The 21,092-nt window shown below is 70.3% G+C and carries 12 protein-coding genes; 9 read left to right on the top strand and 3 right to left on the bottom strand.

Annotated features, from left to right (window positions below; translation table 11 throughout):
- Positions 1–145: 145 nt before the first annotated feature.
- The 4 genes from AC1MEQ_RS09110 (at position 146) to AC1MEQ_RS09125 (ending at position 5,565) form a co-directional block, all read left to right on the top strand.
- Positions 146–2,473 carry a PrpF domain-containing protein gene (locus AC1MEQ_RS09110; protein ID WP_479795917.1) on the top strand — a complete coding sequence of 776 codons (2,328 nt, stop codon included), beginning with the start codon at positions 146–148 and terminating at the stop codon, positions 2,471–2,473.
- Positions 2,474–2,482: 9 nt separating this feature from the next.
- On the top strand, positions 2,483–4,690 hold the full coding sequence (locus tag AC1MEQ_RS09115) for a tripartite tricarboxylate transporter permease (protein ID WP_479795918.1): 2,208 nt from the start codon (positions 2,483–2,485) through the stop codon (positions 4,688–4,690).
- A gap of 29 nt (positions 4,691–4,719) precedes the next feature.
- Positions 4,720–5,100, top strand: a complete 381-nt coding sequence (locus AC1MEQ_RS09120) for a universal stress protein (protein ID WP_479795920.1) — start codon at positions 4,720–4,722, stop codon at positions 5,098–5,100.
- A gap of 135 nt (positions 5,101–5,235) precedes the next feature.
- Positions 5,236–5,565, top strand: a complete 330-nt coding sequence (locus AC1MEQ_RS09125; RefSeq protein WP_479795922.1) for a tripartite tricarboxylate transporter permease — start codon at positions 5,236–5,238, stop codon at positions 5,563–5,565.
- Between the two features lie 60 nt (positions 5,566–5,625).
- Here AC1MEQ_RS09125 and lhgO read toward each other — a convergent pair whose 3' ends face one another.
- From lhgO to AC1MEQ_RS09140, 3 genes are all read right to left on the bottom strand, one after another.
- Positions 5,626–6,831 carry an L-2-hydroxyglutarate oxidase gene (lhgO, locus tag AC1MEQ_RS09130; protein WP_479795925.1) on the bottom strand — a complete coding sequence of 402 codons (1,206 nt, stop codon included), beginning with the start codon at positions 6,829–6,831 and terminating at the stop codon, positions 5,626–5,628.
- 59 nt (positions 6,832–6,890) lie between these two features.
- Positions 6,891–7,403 carry a DinB family protein gene (locus AC1MEQ_RS09135; protein WP_479795927.1) on the bottom strand — a complete coding sequence of 171 codons (513 nt, stop codon included), beginning with the start codon at positions 7,401–7,403 and terminating at the stop codon, positions 6,891–6,893.
- Positions 7,404–7,475: 72 nt separating this feature from the next.
- Positions 7,476–7,958, bottom strand: a complete 483-nt coding sequence (locus AC1MEQ_RS09140) for an SRPBCC family protein (protein WP_479795929.1) — start codon at positions 7,956–7,958, stop codon at positions 7,476–7,478.
- Between the two features lie 171 nt (positions 7,959–8,129).
- On the opposite strand from AC1MEQ_RS09140, the gene AC1MEQ_RS09145 reads away from it, so the two are divergent.
- From AC1MEQ_RS09145 to AC1MEQ_RS09165, 5 genes are all read left to right on the top strand, one after another.
- Entirely contained in the window at positions 8,130–8,399 is a 270-nt protein-coding gene (locus tag AC1MEQ_RS09145) for a hypothetical protein (protein ID WP_479795932.1), read from the top strand.
- Positions 8,400–8,527: 128 nt separating this feature from the next.
- Positions 8,528–18,994 (top strand): amino acid adenylation domain-containing protein, encoded by a 10,467-nt coding sequence (locus AC1MEQ_RS09150; protein WP_479795934.1) that lies wholly within the window; start codon positions 8,528–8,530, stop codon positions 18,992–18,994.
- A 34-nt stretch (positions 18,995–19,028) separates the two neighbouring features.
- On the top strand, positions 19,029–19,241 hold the full coding sequence (locus tag AC1MEQ_RS09155) for an MbtH family protein (RefSeq protein WP_417217939.1): 213 nt from the start codon (positions 19,029–19,031) through the stop codon (positions 19,239–19,241).
- A complete protein-coding gene (locus tag AC1MEQ_RS09160; RefSeq protein ID WP_479795936.1) occupies positions 19,238–20,293 on the top strand; it encodes an ATP-binding cassette domain-containing protein in 1,056 nt (351 codons plus the stop codon). Before AC1MEQ_RS09155 ends, AC1MEQ_RS09160 begins: the two co-directional genes overlap by 4 nt.
- On the top strand, positions 20,293–21,090 hold the full coding sequence (locus tag AC1MEQ_RS09165; RefSeq protein ID WP_479795938.1) for an ABC transporter permease: 798 nt from the start codon (positions 20,293–20,295) through the stop codon (positions 21,088–21,090). Before AC1MEQ_RS09160 ends, AC1MEQ_RS09165 begins: the two co-directional genes overlap by 1 nt.
- The last annotated feature ends 2 nt before the right edge of the window (positions 21,091–21,092 follow it).

Here is a 21,092-nt window from a genome sequence, read left to right on the forward strand (position 1 = left end):
GTCGATTCGGTGGTTGAAGCAAGGCTACAGCGTAGGCCAGTTTTTGTAACTGGTATTACATTCACTAGACGCCCATGATCGAAGTCGACCCGGAACGTGCGCTGCGTCATACCTAGCCATCGTTCCCACAACTTTGTAGATTTGGGTGAGTACGATTCCAACCATCAGAGCCGCGTGGATGCGTGGCGGCACCAGCAAATGCTGGGTATTCGAGCGCGAGGCGCTGTCCGTACCCGGCTACACCGTCGACGACGCGCTGCTGCGCCTCTTCGGCAGCCCCGACCCGCGGCAGGTCGACGGTGTTGGAGGCGCTACCTCCACTACGAGCAAGGCAGTTATTGTGTCCCCTTCCAGTCGACCCGGAATCGATGTCGACTACACCTTCGCGCAGGTCGGCATCGATGACGCAACGGTGGATTGGGGCAGCAATTGCGGCAATTGTTCGGCCGTCGTCGCCCCCTATGCAGTGGATGCCGGCTGGGTCTCGCCAACTGGAGACGAGACCCTGGTCAGGATCCATAACACGAACTCGGATCAGGTCATCGTCGAACGCATCGCCACACCGAATGGACGGTGGGTAGCGACCGAGGACACGATGATCCCCGGAGTCCCCTTCCCGGGAACCGCCGTAGGACTCGGTTTTGTGAATCCGGCGGGCCGCAGCACCGGGTCATTGTTCCCGACCGGGCGAACCACGGATCGGCTCGCCGTCGACGGCGAAGTCGTGACGGCAACGCTCATCGACGCGGGCGCACCGCTGGTAGTCATCACGTCCCACACCGCTCGACTCGGCGGCATGGGCTTCGCCGACTGGCCCGTCGAGGCGCTCCCCGAGCTGGAGCGCCTGGAAGGCATACGCCGGTCCGCTGCCGTGGCCATGGGGCTCGCGTCCACCACATCGGAAGCCGCCCGCGCCATCCCGAAGATGGCCATCGTCTCCCCGCTGCCGGCTTCGGACGACGCCGATCTCAACGTCATGATGCTGTCGATGGGCCGTCCCCACCCGGCGTTGGCCATCACGGGGAGCATCGGCTTGACCCTGGCAGCAGCCAACGCAGGAACCGTTGTCGCCGATGCCCTCGTCACTCCGATCGATTCCGGAGTCCGCTTCAACACGCCCGCCGGCGTCATCGAAACGTGGCGTCGGTCCCTCGACGGCGACGACGTGGTGGGTGCCACCCGTACCGCCCGCCTCCTCGCCACCGCCGAACTTCCCCTACCCCCACTCAGCGGCACCGTAGCCGCACCGTTTGACTCCAGGGAGGGCACCATGCCAGCCGATTCCACCATCGAACCGCAGAACGACAATCCAAGAGATGGCGGCCTGGCACCGCTGGACGAATGGGCCGAACCGCCGCAGCACTCCCGCCGAACAGTGCTCACGGCCGTCGGACTTTTCGCCATCCTGGGGCTCGGCACATCGGTGGCTGGCGGAAGCCTGCTCAATCCTCCGGCAACGACCGAAGACGGGGACTTCGCCGGCGAGACCCTCAAGGTCGTCATCCCCCTGGCCGAAGGCGGCGGAACCGACACATGGGCCCGTTTCATCGGCACCGAGCTGGTCCACTTCATCCCGGGCGTTCCGGGATTCGCGCCCACCAACGAATCGGGCGGCGAAGGCATCACCGGGAGCAACCACTTCAAGAGTTCGGCGGAGAAGGACGGTACCGAACTCCTGGTATCGACGGCCACGACCGTCGTCCCCTGGGTTCTCGGCCGCGAGGCCGTACGCTATTCGTTCGATTCCCTGACACCCATCCTGGTGAACGGGACCGGAGGTGTGATCTACGCCCGCAAGAGTGCCGGCGTGAACTCACTCAAGGATCTCATTGGCCGCAAGAAGCCACTGGTGTTCGGCGGGATCACCGCCACGGGACTCGATTTGACCACGCTGGTTGCCTTCGACCTGCTCGAAGCCGAAACCAGTGCAACCTTCGGGTTCGAGGGCCGGGGCCCGGTCAATCTAGCCCTCCAGCGGGGAGAAGTCGACATCGACTACACGACGACGTCGGCGTACGCATCTGCCGTCGAGGGCATCGCGGAAGAGGGAAAAGCTGTGGTCCTGATGTCCTTCGGCCAGCTGGATGCCTCCGGCGAGGTTGTCAGGGACCCGAACTTTCCCGACGTGCCGACGGTGGCGGAAGCCTACGAAAAACTCCACGGCAAGGCACCGGAAGGCCCCAAGTTCGAGGCCTACAAGACCCTGCTCGGGTTGACATACACCTACCAGAAGGGGCTGTGGGCTCCGGCCGACGCACCCGAGAAGGCCGTTGAGCTGCTCCGCTCATCGGCACACCGCCTCGCCGGTGACAAGGCCTTCAATAAGAAGGCCGACAAGATCCTCGGCGGCTACCCCATCACCGCCGACGCATCCATCGGCGAACGTGTCACCAAGGCGTACACCGTCACCGAAGCCACCAAGGCCTATGTTCTCGACCTGCTCAAGAACACCTACGACATCGAAGTCCACTAAGGAACCGCCATGCTTGATTCAGCAATGGCCGCACTGGCCTCACTCTCAGACCCATCCCTGTTGCTCATGCTCCTCGTCGGCGTCGTTGCCGGCCTGGTCATGGGCCTGATCCCCGGGCTCGGCGGCACCGGAGCCGTCGCCATCCTCCTGCCCATCACCTTCGGCATGGACCCCGCCCCTGCGCTGGCCCTGCTGATCGGCGCCCTCGCCGTCGTCCACACGTCGGATACGGTTTCCGCAGTCCTGCTCGGTGCCCCGGGCTCGGCTTCGGCGTCGGTCACCATGCTCGACGGATACTCCATGGCTCGCAAGGGACAGGCCAAACGGGCGTTGAGTCTCGCGTTCCTGTCCTCCATGGCTGGAGGAATCATCGGCGCCGTTGGCCTGACGTTGGCCATCCCGCTGGCCCGCCCGCTGGTGCTCTCCTTCGCCAGCCCGGAGTTGTTCATGCTGACGGTCCTCGGCGTTTCCCTGGCAGCGGTGTTGTCCCGCGGAAACGTCGTCAAGGGCCTCATCGCCGGACTGCTCGGACTCATGCTTGGCATGGTCGGCACCTCCCCCACCACGGCCGAAGAGCGCTTCACCTTCGGCAGTTTGTTCCTCGGCGACGGCTTGTCTCTCGTCGCCGTGGCCTTGGGAATCTTCGGCCTGGCCGAAATCGCCTCCCGCGCCAGCCAACGCCGAGGCGATAACCAGCAGGTCAAGGTCACGGGCGGCTGGGGCGCGGGCATCCGCGAATGGCTCACCCACTGGAGCCAGGTCCTGCGCGGTTCGCTGATCGGCATCTGGGCCGGCGTCCTGCCGGGCGTTGGGGCCACGGCTGGCACCTGGCTGGCCTACGGCCAGGCCGTCGCGACCGCCAAGGACAAGCGCGAGTTCGGCAAGGGCGACCCGCGGGGAATCGTCGGCCCGGAGAGCGCAAACAACTCCGTCGAGGCCGGAGACCTGATCCCCACCTTGCTCTTCGGCATTCCCGGAGGCGTCCCCTCTGCCATGCTGCTCGGCATGCTGCTGACGTACGGCATCCAGCCCGGTCCCAGCATCATCACCGATCACCTGGACCTGATGTATCTCATCGTATGGTCGTTCGCCATCGCCTCGGTCCTGGGCGCGCTGTTATGCTTCCTGACTGTCCGTCCGTTGTCGTCCTTGACGAAGGTGCCCTTCGCCGTCCTCGCGGCCGGCCTGGTTGCCATCATGCTGCTCGGTTCCTACCAGGACGGCGGACAGCTGGGCGACTTGTGGGTCATGGTCCTGCTGGGCGTCGTCGGCTGGGTCCTGAAGTCGACCGGCTTCCCCCGGGCACCGTTTCTCATCGGTTTCGTGCTGGCCATCCCGCTCGAGCGCTACTACTTCCTGACGGATAGCCTCTACGACGGTTTTGAGTGGATGCTCCGTCCGGGAACCATGGTCTTCCTCGCGATTCTGGTGGTGCCGATCCTCTGGAACATCTTCAAATGGGTCCGGGCCCGTCGCCGCCTCGACCGGGACGACGATCCAAAGGACGAAAACCCGATCGATGCCGAGTCGCCGCTCAAGAACTCGCGGTGGTCCTTGGGAACGGCCGTCGTGATCACCACGATCTTCGCCCTGTCTCTGCTGGCCTCGGCGACTTTCTCCCCGGAGGCACGGCTGGTTCCACAACTGGTCGGCTGGGCGGGCCTCCTGATCGGATTCGCCCTGACCACCCAGGAGCTCCTGAATCGTCGTCGCTCGCTTCACGCGCCCGCGATCGCCACTGCCTCCGTGGAGGTGGCCAGTCCGGCCCTGGTGACGACCAGTTCGTCCCACAGCCACGGCGCCGGCGCGATCGCGCCGTCGCATGCGGCGAGCGCAGGCCCGGCTTTCGGCAGTTCCGGTCATCATGCTCCGGGGGCCGGAGGTCACAGCGCGGGAACCGATGCCGATCGGACCGCCGGCTTCGGGGCCGCAGACGCGAAACCGCGCACACGGAGGCGCTACGGCCCGGGGTGGACCGAAGAGGCGGGCTTCGCCTTCAGGACCTTCCTGTGGATGTGCGGGTTCCTGGTCCTGACGGCCCTCGTGGGATACATGGCAGCGGTCATGATCTTCGTGCCCTCCTTCCTCCTGATCGTTGCCCGGGCCAAGACGAAGACGGTCATCATCTACACGGCTGTCCTGTGGATCGTCCTGCTGGCGCTTCCCTCGCTGTTGCCCATCGATCTTCCGCCTGGCCTGCTCGGCCGGTGGATCTGACCGCCATTCCAGTCCTGAAAGGACAACACATGACCATTCTGGCCTGCTATACAGATACCGACCACGGCCGAGCCGCAGTACTCCGCGGAGCGGCGGAAGCCGATCGTCTCGACTCCGACCTGCTCATCGCCAACATCGACACCGACAGGTCCCCCATGGACCTTGCCCTCTTGGGCATTGATGAGAACAGCTTTTCCGCCCGGGGACGATCCGTCGGACACCTTCCACCATCGGAAGCGGTGCACGACGCCGCCGATCTGGTTCTCCAGGCGGAACAGGACCGTGACATCGAGTTGATCGTCCTGGGGCTGCGGCGCCGTTCCCGCGTGGGAAAGCTCCTCTTGGGAAGCCATGCTCAGCGGATCCTCATCGACGCCGCAGGACCGGTCCTCACAGTCAAGGCGCGTTAGACAGGCGGCAGCGGCAGGCGGCAGAGCAACCCCGCCGCTGCCGCCGAGGTGGAAGTGCCCGTCCGGAACATCCGGACGGGCACTTCCGTTGTTCGCCAACGGTTCGGAAAATCGTCGCGTGGCCGACGAGGTCCCATGGGCGTCTATGCGATCAGTTCCTCGCTGGTCGATCTGTGGATCCTCTTGGCGATCGGACTTCTGGGTTTCCTGATGCGCCGCTATAAGCTCCCCCTGGCACCGGTGTTGATCGCGGTGATCCCCGGCCCGTTGGCGGAAACCGAGCTGCGACGCGCACTCACGGTTTCCGAAGGCGACCTGGGGATCCTGGTCGACAGCCCGGTCACGCTCACCCTCTATGGACTGCTGGCCATCGCGTTGGTCATCACGATGATCCAGCACTTGCGGCATCGGGCCAACGCCAAGAAGAACGCGCCAACCCTCGACAACGACATGGTCGGGGCCTAATAGGAGCCGCAACAGCAAAGACGGGTCGGTCCTCGCCAAATGCGAGGGCCGACCCGTCTTTCATGGTCTCGGCGGAACGCCCAGGTGGTGTTCGAGCACGTGTTCGGCGATCGCCATCGCCGAGGTGGCCGCCGGGGACGGCGCGTTGCGCAGCAGCGTGACGGCGCCGACCTGGTCGACCGCGAAGTCGTCGACCAGCGATCCGTCCTTGTCCCAGGCCTGGGCCCGCACGCCGGCGGCTGTCTTGGCGGCCAGGTCGGAGGGGCGCAGCTCGGGGACGAAGCGCCGCGCCTGCTGGAAGTAGAGCGGCTTGATGAGCGATGCGGAGATCTCGCGGACGCCCATCAGCCAGTGCTGGCGGGCCAGCGCCGGGGCCCCGGGCCAGCGCAGGGACTCGAGGGTGTCCCGCACCGAGATCCTCCCCCACCCGTAGCCCTCCCGGGCCAGGGCGGGCACCGCGTTGGGGCCGACATGGACGTCGTCGTAGACACCCCGGGTGAAGTGGACGCCGAGGAAGGGGAAGCGTGGATCGGGCACCGGGTAGATCATGCCCTTGACCAGGTCCTGCCGGCCGGGCGCCATCGACCAGTACTCGCCGCGGAAGGGCAGGATCTTCGGTGACGGCGACGCCCCGACCATGCGGGCGATGACGTCGGATTGGAGCCCGGCGCAGACGATGAGCCGGTCGAAGACGTGGGTTGCCGCGGTCGTCGAGACCGTCACCGACCCGGTCGCCGGCGCGACGGCGGTGACCTCCTGGCCGAGCAGGATCGTGCCTCCCGCCCGGCGGACCTCGTCGGCCATGGCCTCGGTGATGGCGGCGTAGTCCACGACGGCGGTGTGGGGCGAGTGGACGGCGGCGACGCCGGCGACATGGGGTTCGATCTCGCGCATCTGCGACGCCGTCAGCCGACGGAGCCCGGGGACGCGGTTTTCGCGGGAGCGCTTCTCAATGTCGTCGAGGCGCGGGAGTTCGTCCTCGGTGACGGCCACGACGAGCTTGCCGAGTTCGCGATAGGGCAGGTTCCGGTCCTGGCAGAAGTCCCGGGTCAGGTTCCGGCCGCGGGCACACAGCGTGGCCTTCAGGGAGCCGGGCTGGTAGTACAGGCCGGCGTGCACGACGCCGGAATTGTGGCCCGTCTGGTGGGCGGCGACCCGGTGTTCCTTCTCGATGACGGTCACGTCCGCGTCCCCGGTGGCCGCCAGGGCGCGGGCGATGGCGATGCCCACGATGCCGCCGCCGATGATGCCGATCCGTTCAACCATGCCGCTCCCCTTCGTCGCCCGCCGTGGGCCCTGCCCGATTCTTGCACGGCACACGCCATTCACACCCCGGTAACGCCGTCGATCTTCTCGCGCAGGATGTCCGCATGTCCGCAGTGCCGGGCGTACTCGGCGATCATGTGCTGGTAGATCCAGCGCAGGCTCACCTCCGCGCCCATGAACGGCGCGGTGTCCGCGAGCCGGCGGGTCGCGCAGTTCGTGCGCGCCGCGGAGACTTCGCGTTCCCACGCCTCGACGACCACCGCAAAGGAGGTACCGGGATCGACATCGAATCCGCCGTCGTGCCCCTCGGGTGTCCTGCCGCCCGGGTGGATGGACGGAAGATCCTCCCCGGCGAGGACGCGGCGGAACCAGTTCCGTTCGACTTCCGCCAGGTGCTGCACCAATCCCTGCAGGCTCAAGGCCGAGGGTCCTGCCGGGGTGCTGCGCAGCGACTCGTCGTCGACCCCCTGGCAGATGAGCAGCAGGGTCGAGCGGTAGTAGTCGAGCCACCCGTCGGCGGTGTCGCGTTCGGAGGCGTTCAGGGGCGGCATGGAGCGGTGGGGCATCGTCATGGACCCATGCTGCCATCCGCATCCGACTCTCTGGCCGCCGGGTTCGGTTCGACCCACGGCACGGCGCCGGCATCAGCCGCGACGGTTCCCCAGGAATGCGCGCAGCCCGCGTTCGCCGCGCCGCATCACCGCGGCGTGCGCGGCGGCGAACACGGGGCGGGCCACCGGGGACAGGAGGAGCATCCACCGGCGCGTGGGGCGGACCCGCCAGTGGATGTGCACCGCCGTCCGGCCGGCGTCCACCGCCACCAGGACGACCCGCCCGATCCCCGACAGGTCTCCCCCGGCGTCGAACTCGATGAAGTGCGGCGCCTGGACGCGGGTGGGCTGGATCGACAGGTGCAGGGTGTAGCCGGGCCCGGCGCGGAACGCGACGCGGGCGGTGCTGCCGACCAGCCCATCGCCGACCGCAGGCTCGGTGACCGCTGCATCGGCGGTGCACTGCGGCCACCAGTCGGGCCAGCTCATCCGCGGATCGGCCATGACCTCCCAGACCTGCTGGACGGGGGCGCACAGACTCCACCGGGTGTGCAGGTCGTACCGGGAAGAAGCCATGCCCCAGTGTTTCGGATGGGACCGGTCCGGGCAACCAGGGCCTCCCGGTGGAGGTGAGACCCGTCACCCTGGACCGTGGAATCCAATCCGCGGTCTTCCCCCGCTGCGAACCCCCGGCGTTGTGGTCCGGGGAGAAACCCCGGACAACCCACCCACGCAGGAGGAACCACCGTGAAGAAGCACACCGGGAACATCGCCCAGCGCATCGCCGGCCTCGGCACCATCGGGGCACTCGCCGTCGGCGTGGCCGTGGCCGCCGCACCCGCCGCCCAGGCCGCGGAGCCCGCACCGACCTCATCGGCCCTGATCCAGGGCCCCCTCATCGACGGACCGCTGATCGAGGGCGGCCTCCTGGGCGGCGACGTCGCCTCCGGGGACCTGCTCAACGGGTCGCTGAACCAGAACCTGCGCGACACCCTGCAGTTCGGCCAGTTCCAGTAACCACCGGACCGAGTCCAGCAGCCCACATCCCCGCGGCGCCACCCGCCGCGGGGTGGGTGGGCGCCCCGTGACGCCCGCGGCCGCGACCGGCCGGCGCGGCCAGCTCCCGACGCAAGGATCGTTTCCCCATGCCTGAATCCACCACGCCCGCCTCGCTGCCGCTGACTCCCGCCCAACGCGGCATCTGGTACGCCCAGGTCCTGGACCCGGAAAACCCGCGTTTCCAGATCGCCCAGTACGCACAGATCGACGGCGAACTGGATCCGGGGTTGTTGGGCACCGCCGTGGAACGGGTCGTGGCCGGCACCGACGCGCTGAACATGCGCTTCACCGAGGTCGCCGACGGACCCGTGCAGGTCCCCGCCGACCAGCAGGCCCGGCTGCGGGTGACCGATCTGCGCGATTCCGGGAACGACGCCGAGGCGCACGCCCACACGCTCATGGACGAGGACCTGGCCCGGCCCCGTGCCGTGGACGGCGACGCGCTGCTGCACCTCGAGCTGTTCCGGGTGGCCGATGACCGCCACCTGTTCTACCAGCGCGTGCACCACCTGATGCTCGACGGATACTCGGCGGTGCTGGTCCTGCAGCGGATCGCCGCCGGCTACTCCGCGCTCCTCGACGGGCCCATCCCGGCCGGCGGGCCGGACACCGCGGACGACACCGGGAACACCGCGTCGCTGGCGGACCTCATACAGCACGAGGCGGACTATGAGGGTTCGGACGCCCAGGCCGCGGACCGCGGCTACTGGCAGGACTTTTTGGCGCGCACCGACGGCGGCCACCCGCTGGCCGGCTACCCCGACGGCACGGCGGCATCGATCGTCCGCCACGCCGAGACCCTGCCCGGCAACCTCGCAACCCAACTCGGCCGCACGGGGACCGCACCGGCGATGCTGGTCGCCTCGCTGGCGCTGTACCTGCACAAGATGACCGGGGAACGCACGGTGTCGATCGGCCTGCCGGTCACCGCCCGCCGCGGCAGGATCGCCACCTCGGTGCCCTCCATGACCTCCAACGTGGTCCCCGTCGCCGTCGAGGTCCACCCGGGGGCGACGGTGCGTGAGGTCGTCGCCGACGCCGGACGGGCGCTGCGCTCGGCGCTGATCCACCAGCGCTACCGCCTCGGCGCGCACGACTCCGGCCCGCGCTACCTCGGCCCGTCCCTGAACATCCTCCCCGTCGTCGACGGTCTGGCCTTCGGTGCATCCGAGGCGTCGATGGGCATCCTCTCCACGGGCCCGATCGACGACCTCTCGATCGTCGTCCACGGCCTCCCCCGGGACGCCACCGCGTCCGGAAACGGCGACGCCGCCACCGCCACCTTGTCCCTGCAGGGCAACGCCGATTTGTACGACGGCGATGCCCTGCGCGCGCACGCGGCGCGGCTGCTGCGCGTGGTCACCGCCATGGCCACGGATCCGGACGCCCAGGTCTCGAGGATCGATGCCCTCGGCGACGCCGAACACCGCATCCTGCTCGATACCGGTACCGCCGAGAGCCGCACCCTGCCCCAGGGAACCGTCGTCGAGCAGTTCGCGGCCAGCGTGGCCGACCGCGGCGACGCCGTCGCGGTCGTGGCCCAGGACGGGGAGCTGACCTTCACCGAACTGGACCGCGCCTCCAACCGGCTGGCACACTACCTGCGGCGCTTCGGCGCCGGACCGGGCGCCCTGGTGGCCGTGCACCTGGAGCGCTCCACCGACCTGGCCGTGTCCCTGCTGGCCGTGCTGAAATCGGGGGCGGCCTACGTCCCCGTGGACCCCGACTACCCGGCGGCCCGTGTCGATGCCATGCTGCACGCCGCCGAACCGGCGGTCACGCTGACGTCAGCCGGACTCGCCGCCCGCCCGGGCGATCCCCTGCCCGGCCACACCATCGCCGTGGATTCACCCCTGGTCGCGTCGGTGCTGGCCACGAAACCGGAGACCGCGCCGGCGCCGTCGCCGGGCCCGGACGACCTGGCGTACGTGATCTTCACGTCCGGCTCGACGGGCACCCCCAAGGGGGTCGCGGTCGAGCACCGGTCGCTGACCAACCTGTTCCTGGCCCACCGCGAGTCGCTCTTCGAGCCCGCATCCCGCAGGCTGGGCCGGGCCCTGCGCGTGGCACACACCGCCGGCATCTCCTTCGACGCGTCCTGGGATCCGATGTTGTGGCTGCTCGCCGGACACGAGTTGCACATCGTGGACAACCTGACCCGCAGGGATCCGCAGGCGCTGTCCGCCTTCATCGACTCGACCGGCATCGACGCCATCGAGACGACCCCCTCGTTCGTCCACGCGTTGATCGAGCACGGCCTCCTCGAGGCCCCGGCACCGGACGTCATCGCCCTGGGCGGTGAGGCGGTCGACGCCGAGCTGTGGTCCACGCTGGCCGCGCACCCCGACGTGCACGCCTTCAACTTCTATGGCCCCACCGAAACCACGGTCGACAGCCTGACGGCCCCGATCCATTCCACCGACGATCCGCACCTGGGCGCCCCCGTCGCCAACACCCGACGGTACGTCCTGGACTCGGGCCTCACCCCGGTGCCGCCGGGCGCCGTCGGCGAGCTCTACCTCGCCGGCACCAACGTCGCCCGCGGCTACCTCGGCCGCCCCGAACTCAGCTCCGAGCGCTTCGTCGCCGACCCCTACGGCCTGCCCGGCGAGCGCATGTACCGCACCGGCGACGTTGTGCGCCGCTCGGCGGACCGCGGGATCGAATTCCTGGGCCGCTCCGACGACCAGATCAAGATCCGCGGCTTCCGCGTCGAGCTGCCCGAAATCGAGGCCTCCCTGCGCGCCCAGCCCGGCGTCAGCGGCGCCGCCGTCATCGCCACCAGGAACAAGGCGGGATTCGACCGGCTGTCCGCCTACGCCACGGGCCACGGCATCGCCGGCCCCGAACTGCGAGACGCCCTGCGCACCAGCCTGCCCGACTACATGGTGCCCGCGTCCATCGACGTGCTCGATTCGATCCCGTTGACCGTGAACGGCAAGCTCGACAAGCGCGCCCTGCCCGCGCCCACCGACCACCGCGTGGCCACCCGGCCGCGCACCGACGCCGAATGCGCCGTCGCGACAGCCTTCGCCGAGGTCCTGGACCTCGAGGAGGTCGGGGCGGAGGACGACTTCTTCGAACTCGGCGGGCACTCGCTGCTGGCCACCCGCCTGCTCGCCGAGCTCACCGACCGGCTCGGCACCGCGCCGTCGTTGCGCGAGGTCTTCCAGCATCCGACGGTCGCCGGCCTGGCCGCACGCTGTGAGACCACCACGACCGGTGCCCCGGCCCTGGCCCCGCACCCGCGGCCGGACCGGCTGCCCCTCTCCGCCGGACAGGCCCGGCTCTGGTTCATCAACCAGCTGGACCCCGCCGACGGCAGCTACAACATCCCCGTGGTGCTGCGCCTGCGCGGGCCGCTCGACGCCACGGCCCTGGGCCGGGCGGTCAACGACGTGGTGGCCCGCCACGAGGTCCTGCGCACCATCTACCCACACCACGAGTACGACGCCGATGCCCCCTTCGCCGGCACCACCACCGGCCCGGCCCAGCGGGTGCTTCCCATCGACCACGCCCGGGTGGACGTGCCCCGGGTCCTGGCGACGGAGGCCACCGCAACGGCGGCCATCGCCGCCGCAGCGGCCCGCGGCTTCGACCTCACCACCGACCTCCCGCTGCGTGCCGCGCTTTTCGGCCTCGACGCCGACTCCCACATCCTGCTGCTGAGCATCCACCACATCGCCGCCGACGGCTGGTCCATGGCCCCGCTCGCCGCGGACCTCTCACGGGCCTACAACGCCCGGCTGGCCGGAAACGAACCCGACGACGCCCCGCTGGACATCCAGTACGCCGACTACACGCTGTGGCAGCAGGAGCTGCTGGGCGAGGCCGCGGATCCCGCGAGCGCGCTGGCCGAGCAGCTCGCCTTCTGGACCAGTGAACTCGACGACGCGCCGGCGCAACTGCGCCTGCCCGGTGCGGTGGCCACCGACGTGGCCACCACGGCGGCAACCGCCACCGTCGGGCAGGAACCCGTGCACATCGATGCCGCGACGGCCGCGCTCCTCCGGGGGCTGGGCCGGGACCACCGCGCCAGCCTGTTCATGGTGCTGCAGGCCGGCTTCGCCGCGCTGCTGTCCCGGATGGGAGCCGGCGACGACCTGCCGATCGGCACGCCGGTCGCCGGGCGGACCGGCCCGGCCCTGGAACGGCTCGTGGGCTTCTTCGTCAACACCGTGGTCCTGCGCACCCGGACCGGCGGCAACCCGACGGCGGCAGACCTCATCGAACGCGTCCGGGACACCAACCTGCGCGCCTACGCACACCAGGACGCGCCCTTCGACGCCGTCGTCGAGGCCATCCGGCCGGACCGCATCGAGGGCGTCAACCCGCTCTTCCAGGTCATGCTGACCCTCCAGACCGGGTCCGGTCCCGCGATCACGATGGACGGGTTGAACGTGGCCGCCGAGCCGAACCCCGAATCCGGCGGCTCGAAATTCGACCTGCTGCTGGATCTGGCCGAGGGCTCCGGGGCCGACGAGGCCACCGGCGGGGCACTGGCCGGCGGGCTCTCCTTCGACCCGCGGCGGATCGACGCATCCATCGCCCGGGCGCTGGCGCGGCGCTTCGAGCAACTCATCGCCGCCATGGCCCAGGCGCCGGATACCGCGCTGCACGATCTGCCCCTCTTCCTCCCCGGCGAGCTGGAGGACCTCGAGTTGCAGTCATCCGGTGCCGCCATCACCAACGGGCCCCCCACCCTCCCCGGGGCCTTCGCCGCGACGGCCACCGCCCATCCCACGGCGACGGCCGCCAGCGACCCGGAGCGCACCCTGGACTTCGCGGGACTCACCGCACACGTGGACGCCCTGGCACGCGGACTCGCCGCCGCCGGCGTGCGCCCCGGCGACCGGGTCGCCTCCATCCTCCCGCGCACCGTCGACGTCCCCGCCCTGGCCCTGGCCGTGCTGGGCACCGGGGCCGTCCTGGTCCCCCTCGACGCGACCTACCCGGCGGGGCGCATCGCCAGCATCCTGAAGGACAGCGCCCCGGCAGTCATCGTGGGCACCACCGATGCCACCCGAGAAGACGGCGCCACCGGTGCACCGTCGTCGTGCAGGTGCCTGACGATCCGGGAGCTGCTGGACGCCGGCCGGGGCACCGACTTCCCGATCCACGCCGTGGGGCCGGAGGACCCGGCCTACATCGTCTACACCTCGGGATCGACCGGGACGCCGAAGGGCGTGATGGTCCAGCATGGGCCCCTCGCCAACCTCTTCGCCCACCATTCGGCGACCCTCTTCGCGGATACCGCACCGCTGGGCGCGACGGTCGGGCACATCGCCGGGCTGGGCTTCGACGCCGCCTGGGACCCGATGCTGTGGATGGCCGCCGGCGCCCACCTGGTCATGGTGCCCGACGACGTGCGCGCCAATGCCGAGGAACTCGTGCAACTGGTCGCCGACCGGGGCATCACCGTCCTGGAAACCACCCCGTCCTACGCCCGCCAGCTGCTCTCGATGGGGCTGGCCGCCCACACCGGCGGCCCCCCGCTGGGCCTGGCACTCGGTGGCGAACAGGTCCCGCAGGAGCTGTGGGACGACCTCGCCGAACGCCCCGGCCTGGTGGCGCACAACCTGTATGGGCCCACCGAGTTCGCCGTGGATTCGATCACCACCCGGATCCGGGGCGGGGCCGTGTCCATCGGCCGCCCCGCGGCCAACATCCGCGCCCGCGTCCTGGACCCGATGCTGCGCCCGGTCCCGGCCGGCGTCGTCGGCGAGCTCTACCTGTCCGGGGCCGGATCGGCCGCAGGATACGTGAACCGCCCCCGCGAGACCTCGGCCTCCTTCGTGGCCGACCCCTGGCTCGACGGTGCCCGCATGTACCGCACCGGCGACCTGGTGCGCGGCAACGCCGACGGCACCCTGGCCTTCGTCGAACGCGCCGACAGCCAGGTCAAGATCCGGGGTTTCCGGATCGAACCCGGGGAGATCGAACGGGTCCTCGCGAGCTGCCCGGGCGTCACCCAGGCCGCCGTCGTGGCCGACGCCGACCGGGGCCGGATCACCGCATACGTGGTGGGTTCCGGCGACCGGGACACGTGGCGCCACCATGCCGCCCGCCACCTTCCCTCCTACATGGTCCCGGGCTTCTGGGTCGGGCTGGAGGACATCCCGCTGACCTCCCACGGCAAGCTGGACCGGGCGGCCCTGCCCGAACCGGCGGCCGCACCACACGCCGGGCGTGCCCCGGCGACGGAGACCGAACGGCAGGTCTGCGCCGCCTTCGCCGAGGTCCTCGGTGTCGACGAGGTGCCCCTGGACGGCAACTTCTTCGAACTCGGCGGACACTCCCTGCTGGCGGTGTCCCTCGCCGCGGCGCTACGCACCGCCTGCGGCATCGAGATGCCCCTGCGCACGCTCTTCGAGGCCCCCACCCCCGCGGGCATCCTCGAACGGATGGCGCCCGTCGGCGCGGCCTCCAACGCGAGGGCAGATGCGCGTCCCGAGGGCCACCAGCCCGTCCAGCGTCCCCTCGAATGGCTGGCCACCGCCGGGGAACGCCCCGAGCGGCTGCCGCTCTCCTGGGCGCAACGGCGCATGTTCTTCCTGAACCAGCTCGATCCCGGCAACGCCGAATACAACATCTCCCTGGCCGTCCGGCTGACCGGTGCCCTGGACCTCGACGCGCTCGAGGCGGCCTTGGCCGATGTGGTGCAGCGCCACGAGATCCTGCGCACCGTCTACTCCGATGACGGAGCCGACCCCAGCCAGCGGGTGCTCGCTGCCGTCGCAACCTGCGACATCCTGCGCCGTGAACGCGCGGAATCCGCCGGCAAGCTGCGCGGTGCCCTGGCCCGTGGGGCGCGCACCGGATTCGACCTGCGCACCGACCTGCCGCTGCGCGCGAACCTGATCGAGACCGGGAGCGCGGAGCACGTGCTGCATCTGGTCATCCACCACATCGCCTCCGACGGGGCGTCGCTGCAGCCGCTGGCCCGCGACATCTCCACCGCCTATGCCGCGCGGCTCGGTGGCTCCGGCCCCGAGTGGGCCGACCTCGACCTGCAGTACGCCGACTATGCCCTCTGGCAGCGCGATGCCGGCCAGGACGGCGAGGACCTCGCAGAACGGCTCCAGGGCTGGGCCGATGACCTCGCGGGAGCCCCCGACGAGCTCGAACTGCCCACCGACGGGCACCGGGCCGCCGAAGCCCGCCAGCCCGCGGCACAGGCACGCTTCACCCTCGATGCCGCGACCACCACCGAGCTGTCCCGGCTGGCCGCCCGGCACAACGCCAGCCTGTTCATGGCGCTGCACGCGGTCCTGGGCGGCTACCTGACGCGGCTCGGAGCCGGCGAACGGATCGTCATCGGCTCACCCACCGCCGGCCGGCCGGATCCCGAACTCGAGCAGATCGTCGGATTCTTCGTGAACACCCTGCCGATTGCCGTCGACCACTCCTCGCGCCCCGGCCTCGATACGGCGATCTCCCTGGCCCGCGCCGCCGTACTCGACGCGTTCGACCGGGACACCGTGCCCTTCGAACGGCTGGTGGAGGCCGTGAACCCGCCGCGCGAACTCGGGCGCCACCCGTTGTTCCAGACGATGCTCACCTACGAGGCGGAACCGCCGGCGTCGCTCGTGCTGCCCGGGCTCGACGTGTCCATCGAGGACGAGGACGGATCCGGATCGGCCAAGTTCGACCTCTCCTTCACCTTCAGCCGGCGTGACGACGGTTCCCTGGCCGGGACGCTCGAATACAACTCCTCGTTGTTCAGCCGCCACGCCATCGACCGGCTGACGGGCCAACTACGCCGCTTCGCGGACGCGGCCGCCCGCCGGCCGGGAACAGCGCTGGACGAGCTGGCACTACTCGACGCCGCGGAGGAGTCTGCACTGCAGGCCGCCACCGCGACGCCTGCGCCGCCGGAAGCCGGCGCCACCTGGCGCGGCATCCTCGACGATCTCGACGAGACGATCGCCCGGCACGGCGGACACACCGCCGTCGTCTCCTCCGGGAGCCGCCTGTCGTTCGCGGACCTCGACGCCGCTGCCGGCCGGATCGCCGCCGCGCTCGCCGCCGCGGGTGCCGGGGCCGGCGACGTGGTCTCGCTGCTGCTGCCCCGTGATGAACGGCAGCCGCTCGCCGTCGTGGGCACGCTGCGCACCGGGGCCGCCGCCAACCCCATCGACGCCGACTACCCCGACGGACGGATCGCCGACATCCTCGCCGATGCCGTCCCCGCCGTCGTGCTCACGTCCAGGACCCTGGGGGAACGGGCCCGGGCGGCACTGGCCGACGCCGGATCCGCCGCCGCCCTGCTGTTCGTCGAGGACCTGGCGGCCCAGACCTCCGGCCGGGAGGAAACCGTGGCGCCCGGGACCCGCGGCGCCGGGGCCTTCCCGCAACCCACCCCGGAGGACCTTGCCTACGTGCTCTTCACCTCGGGCTCGACCGGGCGTCCCAAGGGCGTCGAGGTCAGCCATGGCGCCTTGGCGAACCTGCTGCGCAGCCACCGCACGACGCTCTTCCCCACCTCCGCGCCGACCGAGGCGGAGCCGCGCCTCCGGGTCGCCCATACCACCGGGCTCGGCTTCGACGCAGCCTGGGATCCGTTCCTGTGGCTGGTCGCCGGACACGAACTCCACCTCATCGGAGCCGACACCCGGCGCGATCCGCAGGCGCTGGCCGACTACCTCGACCGGGAAGGCATCGGCGCCTGGGAGACCACCCCCTCCCATGTGCGCCTGCTGCTGACCCAGCCGGGGTTCCAACGCCTGCTCGAACGCTCGGGGACCGACGCCAGCCCGCGCCTGCACCTGGCGCTGGGCGGGGAGGCGTTCGACGCCGACCTCTGGGAGCGTCTCGCCGCCCACGACGGCGTGGTCGCCCACAACCTCTACGGCCCCACCGAGGCCACCGTGGACGCCCTGGTGGCCCGCGTGCACCCCGACGCCGCACCCCACCTCGGCCGGCCCGTCGCGGGGACCGGGGCCCAGGTCCTGGATGCACGGTTGCGCCACGTCCCGCCGGGTGCCACCGGCGAGCTGTACCTCACCGGCGCCGGTCTGGCCCGTGGCTACCGCGGTCGCACGGCGCTGACCGCCGAACGCTTCGTCGCCGATCCCCACGGGGACGCGGGCACGCGGATGTACCGCACGGGCGACCTGGTCACCCGCCAGGCCGACGGCACGATCGTCTTCCGCGGCCGCAACGACGACCAGGTCAAGATCCGCGGCCAACGTGTCGAACCCGGCGAGATCGCCAGGACCCTGCGTGCCGTCGATGGTGTCGCCCAGGCGCTTGTGGTCGCCGACGGTGCCCCGCCCACCCAGCGCCTCGTGGCCTACGTCGTCGCCGATGACGAGCGGCCGGAGGATGCCGGGTTCGTCGACGCCCTGCGCCGCGGGGCCGCCTCGACGCTGCCCGCCTACATGGTCCCCGCGGTGTTCGTGCAGGTCCCGGGGATCCCGTTGACCCCCCACGGGAAACCTGACCTGCGCCGGCTGCCCGAGGCCCCGGCCTCCGCCTCCGCCGGCGGACGTCCCCCGCGCACGCCGCTCGAGGCCGCCGTTGCCTCGATCTTCGCCGACGTCCTGGGCACCGAACGGGTCGGGGTCGACGAATCGTTCTTCGACCTCGGCGGGCACTCGTTCGTGGCGCAGGAGCTCATCACCCGGGTCAACGACGCGCTCGGCTCCGATCTCGCCGTCCAGACCCTCTTCCGTGCCCCCACCGTCGAGGCCCTGGTCCACGAGGCCGGCCGCGGCGCCGGGGAATCGGTGGCCGATAGCCTGCGTCCGCTGCTGCCCCTGCGCACCAGCGGCAACCTCGACCCCCTGTTCGCGGTCCATCCCGCCAGCGGCGTCGCCTGGGGCTATTCGGCCATGCTGCGGCACCTGGATCCCGAGCGCCCGCTCTACGGACTGCAGCTGCCCGGCATGGCCCCCGATGCCGACGGCCCCCTGGCCGCCGAAACGCTGACCGGGCTGGTGGACGACTACATCGCCGAGATCCGCACCGTCCAGGCGCACGGGCCCTACCACCTGCTGGGCTGGTCCTTCGGTGGCAACGTGGTCCAGCGGCTGGCGGCCCGCCTGCAGGAACTGGGCGAGGAGGTCTCCCTGTTGGCGATCCTGGACGCCTACCCCAGCCGCCAGGGCGGGAATGCCGGCGTTGCCAAAGGCGGCCCGGGGGCGCTGCTGGCCAACTTCCTGGACGCGGTGGGCCACCCGGTGCCCGACGACGGCACCGAACTCACCGGCGAGCGCGCACTGGAGGTGCTGCGGGAGAACGGCAATCCGCTCGGGGCGGTGCCGATGGCATCCCTTCAGGCCATGATGGCCAACTTCGAGCGGCTCGCGCAGTTGATCCGCGAGGCCCCCGTCCTGCCCTTCGACGGGGACCTGAACTTCTTCACCGCCACGCATGACGTCCCGGAGGACCGGCCGCACGCCGACGACTGGGAACCGTATGTCACCGGGAACATCGTTGATACGGAAGTTCCCGAACGGCACTCCCAGCTGCTGAGTGATCGTGCCCTTAGTCACATCATGCCGGTTTTGACAAACCTTCTGGCCACCCGTCCCGAAGACCACCGGTAAGGAAGAAACGCCCTGCAGTTCCAAGGAGAGTGACATGGTCAACCCATTCGACGACGAGTCAGCACAGTTCCGCGTCCTGGTGAACGAACGCCAGCAACATTCGCTGTGGCCCTCGTTTGCCGACGTGCCCGAGGGCTGGGTGGTCATGCACGGACCGGACGCCCGCGAGACCTGCCTGGACTACGTCGAGCGCAACTGGGCCGATATCACCCCGCGTCATGCCGGTGACCTGGCCGCCTCGCAGTGATACGCCTCGAGGCAGTCAGCCAGACCTACGGCTCCTTCCGCGCCCTCGACGATCTCAGCCTCTCGGCGGGGCCGGGCGAGGTGCTGGGGCTGCTGGGGCCCAACGGCTCGGGCAAGACGACCGCCGTCAAGGTCATCTCCACACTGCTCAGCCCGGACTCCGGTGTGGTGACGGTCAACGGCCACAATGCCGCCACCGCCCCCGATGCCGTCCGCCGCTCCATCGGCCTGTCCGGCCAGTACGCCGCCGTTGACGAAAAGCTCACCGGCTACGAGAACCTCCACATGGTGGGCCGGCTCTACGGGCTGTCCCGCCGCGACGCCGCCACCCGGGCCCGCGAACTGCTGGAACACTTCCGGCTGGAGGCGGTCGCCGGCAAACGGGCAGGGCAATACTCCGGCGGGATGCGCCGGCGCCTGGATCTGGCCGGCGCCCTCGTGGCCCGGCCACCCGTCGTCGTGCTCGACGAGCCCACCACTGGTCTGGACCCGCGCGGCCGCATGGACACCTGGAGCGCCGTCCGCTCGCTGTCCGCCGACGGCACGTGCGTCCTGTTGACCACCCAATACCTGGAGGAGGCCGACCAGTTGGCCGACAACATCGCCGTCCTGGACGCCGGACGCGTCATCGCCGAGGGCACCGCCCAGGAACTGAAGGACCGCGCCGGCTCGGCGCGCATCGACCTCGTTCCCGCCGACAGCACCGATGGCGAGCGCGCCGCGCGGGTGCTCGAACACGCCAGCGGGAACACCGAGGCCGCCGTGCTCGAGGCCGGCGGCAACCGCTGGGGAGTCCCCGCACCACGCGGCGAGGCGACCCTGGCTGCGGCCCTGGATGAGCTCGCCGCGGCGGGAATCGCCGTCGCCGAGATCTCGCTGCGCCGCCCCACCCTCGACGACGTCTTCCTCCGCCTCACCGGCACGAACACCTCCAGCGAGGCGCCCACGGACACCGTGGACGGGAACGACGACGAGGCCGGCGCGGGCGACGCGGTTTCGGAGCCCGTGGAAGCCGCGGTCGGCGGCCCGGGCCGACAGGCGGTGGGCAACTGATGTCGGTCCTCGTCTCCGCAGGCGTCGACAGCGCGGTCATCGCCCGTCGCAACCTGCTCAATTCCTGGCGTACGCCCGGCGCCCTCATCACCGGGATCGTCCAACCGATCATCTTCGTGCTGCTGCTGGCCTTCGTGTTCGGCGGACGGCTCGGCGGCGACGCCTACCGCGAGTTCCTCATCGGCGGAATTCTCGCGCAGACGCTGACCTTCAACTCCTCCTTCACCGCCGTCTACCTGGCCAAGGACCTGCAGCTGGGGCTGATCGACAGGTTCCGTTCGCTGCCCATGTCGCGGGTGGCGGTGATCCTGGGACGCACGACGGCGGACCTGGCCACCAGCGTCATGTCGATGGCCGTCATCCTGGTCTGCGGGCTGGCCATCGGGTGGCGCGTGGAGTCCGGGCCCTGGCCGGCGCTCGGCGCTGCCGCCCTGCTGCTGGCCTTCACGTTCGCCGTGTCGTGGATCGGGGCCGTGATCGCCCTGACCGCCCGCAGCGTCGAGGTCGCCCAGAGCCTGGGGCTGATCTGGCTGTTCCCGGTCACGTTCATCTCCGGGGCCTTCGTGCCGTTGTCTTCCCTGCCTGGAGTGCTGCGTACCATCGCCGAATGGAACCCGGTCACCGCGGTCGCCACCGCAGTGCGCGAGCTCTTCGGCAACGGCCTGCCCCCGGGATTCGACATGGGCGACAGCTGGCCGTTGCTGCACCCGGTCGCCTACGCGCTGTTCAGCTGCGTCGCCATCATCCTCGTCTTCGCGCCCCTGGCGGTGTGGCAGTACCGCCGGATCGGGCGCTGATA

This window comes from Arthrobacter sp. ASL1, assembly GCF_056680475.1.